Source organism: Rhizobium sp. CRRU65, from assembly GCF_048551595.1.
GTDB classification, from domain to species: Bacteria; Pseudomonadota; Alphaproteobacteria; order Rhizobiales; family Rhizobiaceae; genus Rhizobium; species Rhizobium leguminosarum_J.
Genome location: NZ_JBLYZH010000014.1, coordinates 197,667 through 210,804, shown reverse-complemented (window position 1 = coordinate 210,804; position 13,138 = coordinate 197,667). Strand labels below are relative to the sequence as shown.

Annotated in this window: 12 protein-coding genes and 1 pseudogene; 7 read left to right on the top strand and 6 right to left on the bottom strand. The window is 62.6% G+C overall.

Going from position 1 to position 13,138, the window contains the following annotated elements; all coding sequences use genetic code 11:
• Positions 1-336: 336 nt before the first annotated feature.
• Positions 337-1,503, top strand: a pseudogene (locus ACM5SV_RS25975) (IS481 family transposase); the annotation flags it as partial.
• Positions 1,504-1,584: 81 nt separating this feature from the next.
• On the opposite strand, the gene cckA reads toward ACM5SV_RS25975, so the two are convergent.
• On the bottom strand, positions 1,585-4,188 hold the full coding sequence (cckA, locus tag ACM5SV_RS25970; protein ID WP_017994225.1) for a cell cycle histidine kinase CckA: 2,604 nt from the start codon (positions 4,186-4,188) through the stop codon (positions 1,585-1,587).
• Positions 4,189-4,487: 299 nt separating this feature from the next.
• Between cckA and ACM5SV_RS25965 the strand changes: the two genes are divergently transcribed.
• Together ACM5SV_RS25965 and ACM5SV_RS25960 are read left to right on the top strand one after the other, a co-directional pair.
• Positions 4,488-5,546: a flagellar biosynthetic protein FliO gene (locus tag ACM5SV_RS25965; RefSeq protein ID WP_222014849.1), complete on the top strand. Its 1,059-nt coding sequence runs from the start codon at positions 4,488-4,490 to the stop codon at positions 5,544-5,546.
• A 399-nt stretch (positions 5,547-5,945) separates the two neighbouring features.
• The gene (locus ACM5SV_RS25960) at positions 5,946-6,581 is read left to right on the top strand and encodes a DUF1062 domain-containing protein (RefSeq protein WP_017994227.1); all 636 of its coding nucleotides are present in this window, start codon (positions 5,946-5,948) and stop codon (positions 6,579-6,581) included.
• A gap of 100 nt (positions 6,582-6,681) precedes the next feature.
• Here the strand turns inward: ACM5SV_RS25960 and dksA are convergent, their stop codons facing one another.
• Entirely contained in the window at positions 6,682-7,101 is a 420-nt protein-coding gene (gene dksA, locus ACM5SV_RS25955; protein ID WP_003559816.1) for an RNA polymerase-binding protein DksA, read from the bottom strand.
• Positions 7,102-7,377: 276 nt separating this feature from the next.
• Here dksA and ACM5SV_RS25950 point away from each other — a divergent pair, with 276 nt between their 5' ends.
• The 3 genes from ACM5SV_RS25950 (at position 7,378) to ACM5SV_RS25940 (ending at position 10,499) form a co-directional block, all read left to right on the top strand.
• Entirely contained in the window at positions 7,378-7,872 is a 495-nt protein-coding gene (locus tag ACM5SV_RS25950) for a SixA phosphatase family protein (RefSeq protein ID WP_222014850.1), read from the top strand.
• A gap of 75 nt (positions 7,873-7,947) precedes the next feature.
• On the top strand, positions 7,948-9,423 hold the full coding sequence (locus tag ACM5SV_RS25945) for a YcjX family protein (RefSeq protein ID WP_221975606.1): 1,476 nt from the start codon (positions 7,948-7,950) through the stop codon (positions 9,421-9,423).
• Positions 9,420-10,499, top strand: a complete 1,080-nt coding sequence (locus tag ACM5SV_RS25940) for a YcjF family protein (RefSeq protein ID WP_419425445.1) — start codon at positions 9,420-9,422, stop codon at positions 10,497-10,499. The genes ACM5SV_RS25945 and ACM5SV_RS25940 overlap by 4 nt, the downstream gene beginning before the upstream one ends.
• 63 nt (positions 10,500-10,562) lie before the next feature.
• Here the strand turns inward: ACM5SV_RS25940 and ACM5SV_RS25935 are convergent, their stop codons facing one another.
• Positions 10,563-10,700: a hypothetical protein gene (locus tag ACM5SV_RS25935; protein WP_164902311.1), complete on the bottom strand. Its 138-nt coding sequence runs from the start codon at positions 10,698-10,700 to the stop codon at positions 10,563-10,565.
• A 9-nt stretch (positions 10,701-10,709) separates the two neighbouring features.
• Here ACM5SV_RS25935 and ACM5SV_RS25930 point away from each other — a divergent pair, with 9 nt between their 5' ends.
• Positions 10,710-11,261, top strand: coding sequence for a hypothetical protein (locus ACM5SV_RS25930; RefSeq protein WP_003540146.1), 552 nt, complete (start codon positions 10,710-10,712; stop codon positions 11,259-11,261).
• A 68-nt stretch (positions 11,262-11,329) separates the two neighbouring features.
• Here the strand turns inward: ACM5SV_RS25930 and folK are convergent, their stop codons facing one another.
• From folK to folP, 3 genes are read right to left on the bottom strand one after another with little or no spacing between them, the layout of a single operon-like run.
• Positions 11,330-11,848, bottom strand: a complete 519-nt coding sequence (gene folK, locus ACM5SV_RS25925; protein WP_197725691.1) for a 2-amino-4-hydroxy-6-hydroxymethyldihydropteridine diphosphokinase — start codon at positions 11,846-11,848, stop codon at positions 11,330-11,332.
• Positions 11,841-12,206, bottom strand: a complete 366-nt coding sequence (gene folB, locus ACM5SV_RS25920) for a dihydroneopterin aldolase (protein ID WP_003540148.1) — start codon at positions 12,204-12,206, stop codon at positions 11,841-11,843. The genes folK and folB overlap by 8 nt, the downstream gene beginning before the upstream one ends.
• On the bottom strand, positions 12,203-13,072 hold the full coding sequence (folP, locus tag ACM5SV_RS25915) for a dihydropteroate synthase (protein WP_221975604.1): 870 nt from the start codon (positions 13,070-13,072) through the stop codon (positions 12,203-12,205). Before folP ends, folB begins: the two co-directional genes overlap by 4 nt.
• Positions 13,073-13,138 lie beyond the last annotated feature (66 nt).

Genomic DNA, 13,138 nt, shown 5'->3' with positions numbered 1-13,138 from the left:
AACAAAGCGCAGCCGCTCGTCCATGATGCCAGTCTCTCTCCAAACCATCGCCGGGCCCTCCCGGCTGCTAGAGAACTGTCACCTATGTAAACGGTCCGTTCTGTTACCTATCTATCCGGGTCGGACACCTGCCGGGCATCTCCCCCACAGGTGGGGAGATCTGCTGGAAGCACCGGCTTTCTGAACAAATATCCCTTTCAACTCGGTGAAGCGTTGATGTGATGGGAAGCGTTCGCCCCTTGTGATCTCCCTCCTTGTTGTACGGCCTTGATACATAGCTGACAGATGTTCGGAGACATGCCTGACACTTCCAGAATGATTTTTCGGGAGGTCGGCATGGTTTGGCGGTCGAGGTCAGTTGTGGATGAGCGTTTGGAATTTTGCCGGTTGGCTGGGCTGGAGGGGACGAACGTCTCTGAGCTTTGCCAGCGCTTCGGCATCAGCCGGCAGACAGGCTATGTCTGGCTGCGGCGCCTGCAAGCGGGCGAGCCGGTGGAGGACCGCTCCCGCCGGCCGCATGCGAGCCCGCGGCGGACCGGAGCCGATCTCGAGCGCGCCGTGCTTGATATCCGCGACGAACATCCGGCCTGGGGAGCGCGCAAGATCGCCCGCCGGCTGCAGGATCTGGGCACAGAGCCGCCGGCAGCCTCCACCGTCCATGCCATCCTGGTGCGCCACGATCGCATCGAGCCGCAGGTGGGTGGGCGGCCAGCGCTCGGCCGCTTCGAGCGCGAGGCGCCCAACCTGCTCTGGCAGATGGACTTCAAGGGCCGCACGCAGCTCGTCTCAGGCATCTGGTGCCATCCCCTGACCATCATCGACGACCATTCCCGCTTCGCCGTCGGCCTCGAAGCCTGCGCCGACGAGCGCATGCAGACCGTCCGCGGCCGGCTGGAGCCTATCCTGCGCCGCCACGGCCTGCCGATGGCCATCTGTACCGACAACGGCAACCCATGGGGCACCGGCGTGCCCAACCAATGGACAAGGTTGCGTGTCTGGCTGCTCAAGCTCGGCATCGACCTCATCCATGCCAGACCCTACCACCCCCAGGGCCGCGGCAAGAACGCGCTTCCACCGCAGCCTCAAGGCCGAGGTCTTCGATTTCGCCGCGCTCGCAAGCCACGCCCAAGCGCAAAGGGCTTTCGACCGCTGGCGCGACATCTACAAACATTGTCGCCCCCACCAGGGTATCGACATGGCCGTGCCGGCCAGCCGTTACAGACCTTCACCGCGCCCGTTTCCCGACCGCCTGCCCGAACCGGCCTATGACAGCTCGGAGATCGTGCGCCGCGTCGGAACAACCAAGGGCTATGTCAGTTTCAAGGGACGGGCCTGGCGCGTGCCCAACGCCTTCAAAACCGATTGCCTCGCCATCCGCCCGCTCCAGCGCGATGGTCTCTACGGCGTCTTCTTCGGCGCAACACAGGTCGCAAAAATCGACCTCAAAAGCCAAGACTGACTGTCAGGCATGTCTCCGAACATCTGTCAGCTATGTCTCCGGGCTTTACACTTGTGGGGGGAGATGCCCGGCAGGGCAGAGGGGGGTGCGGCACGGCACAGCGTGCTCTCCCAGGCCCCCTTCACTCACCCGTCCAACGTCTCCTTCACCACAACAGCGAGCTGCTTCAGCGAAAACGGCTTCGGCAGGAAGCCAAATTTCGCTTCCGGCGGCAGGTTGCGGGCAAAGGCATCTTCGGCATAACCCGAGACGAATATGAACTTCATGTCGGGATAGGTCTTGCGCAGCTCGCGCAGCAGCGTCGGGCCGTCCATTTCGGGCATGACGACGTCGGAGACGACGATGTCGACCTTGCCGTCGAGTTCTTCCAAGATAGCCAGCGCCTCGACGCCCGAGCCCGCCTCGTGGACGGTGTAGCCGCGCGTTTCCAGCATGCGCTTGCCGCCGCGGCGCACCGCCTCCTCGTCTTCGACGAGAAGGATGACGGCCGATCCCGTCAGGTCCTCGGGCTGCTGCGGCGATACCGGCAGCGGCACCACTTCGGCTCCGGCGATGGCGCCGTCGATCGAACCCGCTTCGGCCGCAACCGCCGGCTCCGGGATGTGGCGCGGCAGGAAGACGCGGAAGGTCGTGCCCTTGCCGACTTCGGATTCCGGCTGGATGTAGCCGCCCGACTGTTTGACGATGCCATAGACCATGGCGAGGCCAAGACCGGTGCCCTTGCCGACATCCTTGGTGGTGAAGAACGGCTCGAAGATCTTGTCCATGATTTCAGGTGCGATGCCTGTGCCGTTATCCGCAACCTCGACCAGCACCATGTCCTCGGCCGGCATGTAGGAGTAATTGAAGGCCGAGACCTCGGCAGCGGTCAGGTTTCGGGTGCGCAATGTCAGCGTGCCACCCTCTGGCATCGCGTCGCGCGCATTGACGCAGAGATTGATCAGCACCTGCTCGAACTGCGAAAGGTCTGTTTTGACAGGCCAGAGGTCGCGGCCATATTGCACGTCGAGCTTGACATTGGTGCCTGATAGCAGCCGATCGACCAGCATACGCAGGTCGCCGACGACATCGGTGAGGTTCAGCACCGAGGGCCGCATCGTCTGCTTGCGTGAGAAGGCGAGCAGCTGGCGCACCAGCACTGCGGCGCGGTTGGCGTTGCGCTTGATCTCTATCAGATCGGCGAAGCTGGCATCGGCCGGCCGCGCCTGCAGCAGCAGATGGTCGGAGGAAAGCAGGATAGCCGTCAGCACGTTGTTGAAATCATGCGCGATGCCACCGGCGAGCGTTCCGACCGCATTCATCTTCTGCGTCTGCGCCATCTGCGCTTCCAGCGCCTTCTGCTCGGTCACCTCGACGGCATAGACGATCGCCGCTTCCTCGGGCGCCTCGTCGCTCTGGTCGATGACGGCATTGACATAGAAGCGGAAATAGCGCGCCTCGTCGGTCGGTGTGCGGGTGTCGAGCGGCGCGATGTCGCCCTGCCGATCCTTGGCCGCCGCCAGCGCCGCGGCCAGCTGTGGCCGGTCGCTTTCCTGCACGATGGTTTCAAGATGCGGCGCCTTTTCGAGATCGTCGCGAGAGACGACGCCGGAGAACATCTTCAGGAACGGCGCATTGGTTCGCAAGATGCGCCCGTTGCCGTCGACCGAGGCGATCGCCATCGGCGTATTGTTGAAGAAGCGGGTGAAGCGCATGGCGGCGGCCGAAGCGGACTGGCCGCCGGCATCGCTCTTTTCACGTGCCAGCACGATCGTCCGGCTTTCGCCGGGTGCGCCGTCGCGCATCGAGGTGACGCTGTGGATGATTTGCACCGGCAGGCTCTGGCCATTGCTCTTGCGCAGGTCGAGATCGAGCGTCACTGTCTTTTTCAGGCCGGGTTCGGCCTGCACCGACTGAATCAGCGCCAGCCCCTCGCCCGCCACAACATCGCCGATCGTCATCGAGCCCGGCACGAACTTGGTGAGGTCGAGGCCGAGCCACTCGGCAAGCGTCGCATTCAGGTAGAAGATCTCGCCCTTCCTGCCGGCGGAAAAGAAGCCGGCCGGCGCGTGGTCGAGATAGTCGATCGCGTTCTGCAATTCCTTGAAGAAGCGCTCCTGGTCGTCGCGCTCAGTGGTGATGTCGGTGATCTGCCAGATCTGCAGCGGCTTGCCGCCGTTTTCCTCCGGCTGCAGCAGCCGCGCCTTCAGCCGGTACCAATGCGCACCGGAGCTGTTGCTGCCAGGCCCGACGGCGCGCAGCAGGCGGAACTCCTCGCGGCCTTCCTTGCCCTCGCGCAGGCCGTTGACCAGCCTGTAGAGCGCTTCGTTGGATTCACGGTGGCGCGACAACAGCGTTTCCAGCGTCTGCACCTCGGTCGCCTTGCGCGCGCCGGTCAGCGCGCCATAGGCGGCATTGGCATAGATGATCCGGCCTTTTTCGTCGGTGATCAGCGTGCCGTCGGGATGGCTGTTGAGGAAGGCGCGCGCCAGACTGTCGGACTGGCGCTGCGGCATCACCTCGATGAAGCCGATGACCGAAGACACCAGGAAGAAAATGCCGACCATGGCGAGCACGCCGAGACCGCCAAGAACGACCTCGTTGTCGAGCGATTTTTTGAAGAAGACGAAGGCGCCGGCAGCCGCGATCAGCACGAGCGCCAGCAGAAGAATGCGCAAGACCGTGCCAGAACGCCCCCCACGATCCACAAGCGGTGCGTTATAGTCGTCGGCCTGACGCGGTTTCGTCATGTATTCCTCACAAAAGCCCTCCCGCTTCGTAGCACGAACACGAAGCAGGAATCAGGCACTCTTTCCTTCTTAGCAATTTGCCGCGTCGGCAAAAACACCGCTAGCCGGCAAGACTGCTTGAATTCACAGGCAACAGCGCCATCTGCCCCAGAAACCCAAAGCTGCCGCCTGTGTGTGAGGTCGCCGAGTGCCAAGCAGCGGAACACGAAATCGCGTTCTCGCGTGACTGGACAGCACCGGCGGCCCTTGCCTAAGGAACGGAAAAGTCGTCAATATGTGCTGAATGCGAAATGGAGTGAGTGATTATGTTGGATGATGTTGTCGGAGCTTATGGCAGCCGTTTCCTGCTTGCGGCCGGTGGCGTCGGTCTGGCGCTTCTCCTGCTCATCATCGTGCTCTGGGTGATCCGCAGCCGGGCGCCCTCTCCCTTCGTGCGCGGCGGCCGCAACCGCCAACCACGCCTGCAAGTGCTGGATGCCGCAGCCGTCGATGCTCGTCGGCGGCTGGTGCTGGTGCGCCGCGACGATGTCGAGCACCTGATCATGATCGGCGGCCCGAGCGATATCGTCATCGAAAGCCGTATCCTGCCGGCAGCGGCCGAACAACCGGAAAGCGCCGCCCGCCCGCAGCCCGTCGAGCAGCATCCGATATCGGTCGCGCGACCGGAGACGCCACCGGTTGCTCCGTCGCGCCCGCCGGTCGCAGCCCGCGTAGAGCCGGCCGCCGAGCCCTCTTTCTCGGCACCGGCTTCGCCAGAGCCGCGCCCTCGCCCAGAACCGTTGGTTCAACCGCCGTCCCCGCCAGCCGTGGCACCGCTGGTGGTCACGAGCCCTCTTCCGGCAGAGCCTGTGACAGCTCCCTTGTCGGCCGAACGCGACAATCTCCTGCGTGCCGCCCCGCTGCCGCCACGCCCACCGGAGCGTCCCGTCGCTCCCCCCGCCGCTAAGCCCGCACAGTTTCACGATGCCTCAAGTGCCGCCGAGATCCTCGATGCCGCCCGCCAGCGCGTGCTGCCGCAGCAGCGCATCGAACCCGAGGTCTCCGCCCCGCCTGTCCAGGACATGCCGGCGGCCGCGCGCGCCGCACCAGGTAGCGCCGAAGACGATTCGGCTGCGCAGTCGGCAGCAGCGAGCCGTCTTGATTTCCAGCGGGTGCTGGAACAGGAAATGTCGAACAATCTGACGGCCGAACGCATCGTGCCGGCGCCGGCAAACCAGGCGCCTCGCCAAGCGGTGCCGCAGCCGGCCAACCTGCCACGCCGTGATCCCGAGCTTGCCCCGATCACCGGCGCCGATACCGAGCTGCAGAAGGAAGTCGCCCGCATCTTCGGCGAAATGAGTGTCAATCGCGACAAGTGATGTCGGATTGATAGAGCGCCCCTCCTTCATCACTAAGTTGCATAAAAGCCGCATTGCCCTGGCTTTCAGCACCCCGAACGGGCTTGGGGGCTCCCTTTCATGCCGATCATTTGTTATCCCTAGGGTTGAAGAGCGTTGGCGCATTTGAGGTTGCACTTTGCCTAAGTAAATACCGGTCTCACTCCAGTTTCACCCGTACTGCCGCAGAGCGACACGCTGGCGGCATGCGAACATGTTCATCGGGTGGTGGCGAGAGACCGGTTTGGCATTGTTACAATGTGCCATGTGCAGCTCCGCTATCTCAGCTCTTCAGCCGCCCACAACATCGCCACACCGCGCCCGCAAGGGGTTTTCTCATGCACCATCTTGGTGGACTTCCGAACGGAAGACCAAGACGGTATGTGCAATACGCTTCGGGTCCGATGGACCATTATTCCCAGGACAGCTCCCCAGCCTTGGATTGCATGTGGCGGATGCGGAGGCTTGAGAGCTTTCCAATCCAGCGGCAAGATCCGGCTCAACGCCAACGGTCGCAAGCTTGATGCCTGGCTTATCTACAAATGCCTGACCTGTGACAGGACGTGGAACCGCCCAATCCTCGAGCGCCGCAATGTTCGCGACATCGATCCTGCCGTCCTTGACGCGTTACAGTCCAACGATCCTGACTGGATCCGGGCAGAAACCTTCAAGCTCGATGCTCTCCGACACAAATCACAGCGTGTGGACGAGTTTGCAGAATTTGAAATCGCAAAGGAGATGCAAAGCGAAACTGCATATTGGACGAGATTGGCTATCGAACTGATGGTCCCGTTTCCAACCAGCACACGGCTTGACCGCCTGCTGGCGTCCGAGCTGAAGGTTTCACGCGCGCGGCTGCAGGCTCTTCATGAAGAAGGCATGGTTCGGACAGATCCTGACCGATCAGACGTGATGCGGCGACGAATCAGGAATGGCACCCTTGTTGTGATCGACCTCGCCATGCAGGCCGATCGAGAGCAATCGTGGAAACCTCTGGCATCCGGAGATCCGCTATAATCGTCGAAACCCGCCCAACACGCGAGAACAATGGATAAACGAAAAAGCGCCGCGATCTGATCACGGCGCCTCTTTTGCTTTCATGCCTGCATGAAAACTCTCATTCGTCGCGATAGACCTTTTCGCGGCGTTCGTGACGCTCCTGCGCTTCGATCGACAGTGTCGCGATCGGGCGGGCATCGAGACGCTTGAGGCCGATCGGTTCGCCGGTTTCCTCGCAATAGCCGTAGGTGCCGTCGTCGATGCGCTGCATTGCCGCGTCGATCTTCGAAATCAGCTTTCTCTGCCGATCACGGGCGCGAAGTTCGATCGCCCGATCTGTTTCCGACGACGCCCGGTCGGCGAGGTCGGGATGGTTTGCGCTTTCCTCGGCCAGATGGTCGAGTGTCTCACGCGCTTCTCTAAGGATATCATTTCTCCATGCAACCAGCTTGGCCCTGAAATAGGCGCGCTGGTTTACGTTCATGAACTCTTCCTCTTCCGAGGGAACGTAATTGCTAAGATCGATCTTCTCACTCAACGCGATTCTCCTGAAGAACATCTCATCTGGCCGGGTGTATATCCCAAGCGCTAGTCGCGATTCAAGCCAAATACGACAGGTAAACAGATTTTTAAATCTGTTACAATTTTCGGCTAACGATCTATTTTGTCATGGTTATTCCGGCCGCCGTTTTTTGCTTCGCCTTCGAAACGCCGTGTTGTCAGCCAGGTTTTAGGGAGTTGCGGCCTGACTGGCGATTGACGGCGGCCAATTACAACCGCTACTGAAAAGACCCGCCCGATCCTGGATTTGCCCATGACCGTACCCGTGCCTCCGCCCAACCGCATCTATCTCCTGCGTCATGCCGAGGCCAGCTGGGCCGAATCCGGACAGCGCGATTTCGACCGGCCGCTCAATGAAAAGGGCTTCGGCGATGCTGAGATCATCGCCGATAAGGCCGCCGACAAAGGCTACCGTCCCGATCTTCTGATCAGTTCGACGGCGCTGCGCTGCCGCGATACCGCCGATGCGGTCTACCGGGCGATAGGCCTCACGCTTGAGGTTCGTTATGTCGACGCGCTCTACAACGCCACGGTCGACACCTATCTCGAGATCATCGATGCGCAGGACGAATCTGCCGTTATGCTGGTCGGCCACAATCCGACCATGGAGCAGACGCTGGAGGCGCTGATCGGCCATGAGGCGATGGCAAGCGCCCTTCCCGGCGGCTTCCCGACGGCAGGCCTTGCCGTTGTCGATTACGACGCTTCGGGCGCCGTCTGGCGCCTTATCGATTTCGTGGTCGTCTGAAGACTTTCGCGCCGCTTCTTTTGCAGGCGGGGCGCCCTCCCTATATTGCGGGCAGTCACCAACCGGAATTGCGCCTTGCCGCCACGCCTGACATCTTTTGCCGATGACGCCCGCATCGCCTTCGACAATCTCGCCGATCGGGCGAGCGGGATCGTCAATCCGACCGTGCGGCTCGGCGTTACCGGCCTCTCCCGCTCCGGCAAGACGGTCTTCATCTCCTCGCTGGTCCACAATCTCCTACATGGCGGCCGACTGCCGCTGTTCGAGCCGGTCCAATCCGGCCGCGTCTCGGCGGTGCGGCTGGAACCACAACCGGACGATGCCGTGCCGCGCTTCCAGTACGAGGACCATATCCGCGCACTGGTGAAGGACCGTATCTGGCCGGATTCGACCCGCGCCATATCAGAATTGCGCATCACGCTGGATTATCAGAGCGCCAGCGGCTGGAACCGGTTGTTTTCGCCCGGCCGCTTGTCGATCGATATCGTCGATTATCCCGGCGAATGGCTGCTCGACCTGCCGCTGCTCGGCAAGGATTATCGCACGTTCAGCGAGGAAACGTTGGCACTTGCCGAAACGGGCGTCCGCTCCGAACTGTCGCGCCCATGGCTGGCGCTGACGCGCGCCACTGACATCCATGCCGGCGCCGACGAGATGATCGCCCGCGACCTCGCCACCGCTTTTGCCGATTATCTCAAAGCCTGCAAGGCCGACGAACGCTCGCTTTCCACCCTACCGCCTGGCCGCCTGCTCCTGCCCGGCGATCTCGACGGGTCGCCGGCGTTGACCTTTGCGCCGCTGGCTCTGCCGCCGGACGGGCGTCCCGGCCGCGGCTCGCTCTGGACGATGATGGAGCGGCGCTACGAGGCTTACAAATCGGTCGTCGTCAAACCTTTCTTCCGTGAGCATTTCGCCCGGCTTGATCGCCAGATTGTCCTCGTCGATGCGCTGCAGGCGATGAACCGCGGCCCCGAAGCAGTGCAGGATCTGGAACGCGCGTTGACCGATGTGCTCGCCTGTTTCCGCCCCGGCACCAATTCGCTGCTTTCCTCCCTGCTCGGGCGCCGCATCGACCGCGTGCTGGTCGCCGCCACCAAAGCCGATCATCTCCATCATGAAAGCCACGACCGGCTCGATGCGCTGACCCGCCGCCTGGTGGATCGCGCCATCGACCGCATCGGCATGGCTGGCGCCGGCATCGACGTCATGGCACTTGCTTCCGTGCGCGCCACCCGCGAGGCGACCGTCAAACGTGACGGCCATGAACTTCCGGTCATCGTCGGCACGCCGATAGAGGGCGAAACCATCGCCGGCGAACGCTTCGACGGCCAGAGAAAGACCGCGATCTTCCCCGGTGACCTGCCGGAGGATCCGGAAAGCCTGTTCGACCGCATCGCCGCGGGCGAGACCGGCCTGCAGCTGCCCGATGTCAATGTCGTCAGGTTCCGCCCGCCGCATCTCGAGGAAACGGGCGGCGGCATCAAGCTGTCGGTGCCGCATATCCGCCTCGACCGCGCCATGCAGTTCCTGTTCGGAGATCGTCTCGCATGAGCAAGCCCCCTTCCGATCCGCCGCGCCGCGCACCCGCCGCATTCACCTACGAGGACGAGGCTGCCGATCCGCGCGACAACGGCCGGCAAGGAGGTGAGCGGCGCAAGCCGGAAAGCTTCTCCGAAAATATCGTCGTGACGCCTGACGAGGACGATCCTTTCATCAATCCCGACAAGGATCTGAGTGCGGTCCCCTTTGCAGCGCCGCGCAAGCGGCGGACCTCCTTCGGCAAGATCGCCGCCGGCGCCTTCGGCATCCTGCTGTCGCTCGCCATCGGCCTCTGGACCGATAGCCTGATCCGCGATCTCTTCACCCGCGCCGACTGGTTGGGATATGCAGCCCTTGCCGTGCTGGCAGTCGGCATCCTTGGCGTGCTGGCGCTCGTCATCCGCGAAACATCAGGCATGATGCGCCTTGCCGCCGTCCAGAAGATCAAGGCCGAAGCCGAGGCGGCGATCCTCGAAACCCGCCCAGTCAAGGCGCGCGCTGTCGTTGCGCAGTTGACCGCGCTGCTGTCGGCAAATCCCGAGACATCGAAGGGCCGCGCGACGCTGAAGGCGACCGAAGGCGAGGTCATCGATCCCCCGCATCTGATCGCGCTCACTGAACGCGAACTTCTCCTACCACTTGACCGCAAGGCCCGGATGCTGATCGTCAACGCCTCCAAGCGCGTCTCGATCGTCACTGCCGTCAGTCCACGTGCAGTGGTCGACCTGCTCTATGTGCTCTACGAGGCTGTCCGCCTTATCCGCGCCATGGCCGAGCTTTATGGCGGCCGCCCCGGCACGCTCGGCATGTTCCGCCTGCTGCGGGATGTGCTGGCGCATCTCGCCGTCACCGGCTCGATCGCCGTTGGCGACAGCCTCGTCCAACAGGTGCTCGGCCATGGGCTGGCGTCAAAACTCTCGGCCCGACTCGGCGAAGGCGTCATCAACGGCCTGATGACCGCCCGCATTGGAATCGCGGCGATGGATCTGTGCCGCCCACTCGCCTTCCGCGCTCTGAAGCGGCCGGGAATCGGTGATTTCATCGGCGATCTCACCCCCTCCATGTCGCCGCGCGGCAACAATCCTTGAACGACGAGCGCTTTGCGGGACTTTCGCCTTCCCCGGCGTAAGGCAAGTAAAACACAAGCGGATTCAAGGCAATAGTGTCAAAATCTTGAAATCATTGCCTTGCAAAATCCCTGTATTGCCTTGCATTTCGGCACAATCGAAAGGAAGGATTAACCATTCTTCGGCAAAACTTACAGCCAGTTCGTGAGTGGTGTTTGCCAAGGAAAATCCATGTATTCGCGCAAATTTCTTATCGTATGCGGCTTGGCCGCCGCGGCATTGTCTCCCGTCGCAGATGTCGCTCCGGCAGCCACCGCTGCAACCCGTGACAAGGCCTTCTTCGATTCCGTTGCCGGTTCATGGAAAGGCCCCGGCGAAATCGTCGCCGGCAAGTACAAGGGCACGAAATTCACCTGCAACCTGATCGGTGAGCCCACCGGCGACAGCAGCGCAGGCATCAAGCTCGACGGCACCTGCCGCGTCGGCGTCTTCAAGCAGCCGATGACCGCCGTCATCTCGCAGTCGGGCTCGAGCTACAAGGGCAAGTTTCTCGACGGCGCCGCCGGCAAGGGTCTTGACGTCGTCTCCGGCGCCGTCAGCGAGGACACCGTCGTCGTCGGCATCAACCGCGCCAAGCTGAACGGCGCGATGATCGCCCGCGTGCGCGACGACAAGACGATGAACGTCACCGTTTCGGTCAAGGTCGAAAGCCAGATGATCCCGGTGATCGGCCTGACGCTGACCCGCCAGGTCGACGAGATGGCCGTAGGCTCCATCCAGTAGACAAAACGCACATCGGATTTTCCTGAAGCGGCGGGTTTCCCGCCGTTTTCCGTTTCAGGTTCCCTGCGTCAGGCGCTCAGCCACCAGTCACGGCTGTCGTCGGCGATCTCGATACCGGTCACCTCGGCATCGGACAACCAGTCACTGACCGTCCTGCCCCTGACCAGAAGACCCGGCGCGATATCGGCAAGCGGCATCAGCACGAAACCGCGATCGGTCATTCGCGGATGCGGCAGTTCCAGCCGCGGCGCGTCCTGGATCACGTCGCCATAGGTCAGCACGTCGATATCGAGCGTGCGCGGACCCCATCGCTCGATGCGCTCGCGTTTCATCTCCCGTTCGATCGACAGGCAGACATCGAGCAAAGCCTCGGGCTCGAGCCTGGTCTCGACGGCGGCGCAGGCATTGAAGAAGAACGATTGGTCAGTCTTGCCCCAGGGCGGCGTGCGATAGAGCCGCGAGACCGCCGTAACCCGGCAGTCATCCCGTCCGTCTAGATTCTGCAGTGCCGCAGCCATCGCCTTCACGGGGTCGCCAATATTGCCGCCGAGACCGAGTGCGGCGGATTGCAGTGCGGCCTCAGGCAAAGTGCTCAACGCTCACCTGCACGAAATCGAGCACGCCGGGCACCGGCGCGTTCGGCTTGCGCACCGTGATCTTCGCCCGCCGGATCTGCGGGAATGTCTCACAGAGCCCCTTGGCGATATCGAGCGCCAGGGACTCGATCAGGTAGCGCCGCTTGCCGGTGACGATCTGCTCGATCACAGTGAAGGCGATGCCGTAATTGACGGTATCGTTGATCGAATCGCTTTCCAGCGCCTCGCCGGCGACGACATCGAGCTCGGCATCGACGAAGAAGCGCTGCCCGAGGAATTCCTCCTCGTCATGCACGCCGTGGCGCGCGAAAAAGGCGCAGTTCTGCAGCGTGATCGTGTAGGTGGTCATGTCGGCCGCTTCCTCTCGAATTCCTGGCGTGCATTGAGCATAGCATCGGCGATATCAAGCGCATCCCTGTTGATTGCGACATTGTGCACCCGGAAAACCACAGCGCCTTGAAGTCTGAGCAGCGCGCTGGTCGCAGCCGTCGCTGCATCCCTGTCTTGCGCCGCACGCCCCGTCACCGTGCCGAGGAAGCGTTTGCGCGACGTGCCGGCAAGCAGCGGCAGGCCGAAGCGGGAAAGTTCGGAAAACCGCGCCATCAGCTCCAGGTTCTCCTCCGCCGTCTCCTTGGCGAAGCCGAAGCCCGGATCGAGCACAATGCGGTCGCGGTTGACGCCTGATGCAGCGGCGACATCAAGCGACCGTTCGAGGAAATGCACCTGGTCGGCAATCACATCGACAAGTTTCACCCTGTCGCGGCCGGTATGCATGATGCAGAGCCCGGCTCCGGTCACCGCGGCAATATCGGCGATATCGGGCTCCTTCTGCAGCCCGAAGACGTCATTGACGATATGGGCGCCGGCACTTATCGCAAGCCGCGCCGTCTCGGCGCGATAGGTGTCGATCGAGATCAGCGCTTGGGTGCGCCCGCGCAACGCCTCTATCACGGGCAGCACGCGCGCCTGCTCCTCGGAAGGACTGACCTTTGCTGCGTTCGGCCGGGTCGATTCGCCGCCGATATCGACAATGCCGGCACCCTCGCCTACCGCCCGCAGCGCCTGTTCGACCGCCGCATCGACGGTTTCAAAGCGTCCGCCGTCGGAAAAGGAGTCCGGCGTCACGTTGATGATCGCCATGATCACCGAACGACGGCCGAGTTCGATCTCCCGGCCATGGCCGACACGCCATATGCTGCCTTCGAGCCCTGTCACCAGACTTATCCCATTGATGACGAAAAAAGCGCCATCCGATATTGCGCTTGCGGTGGCTATGCCCCA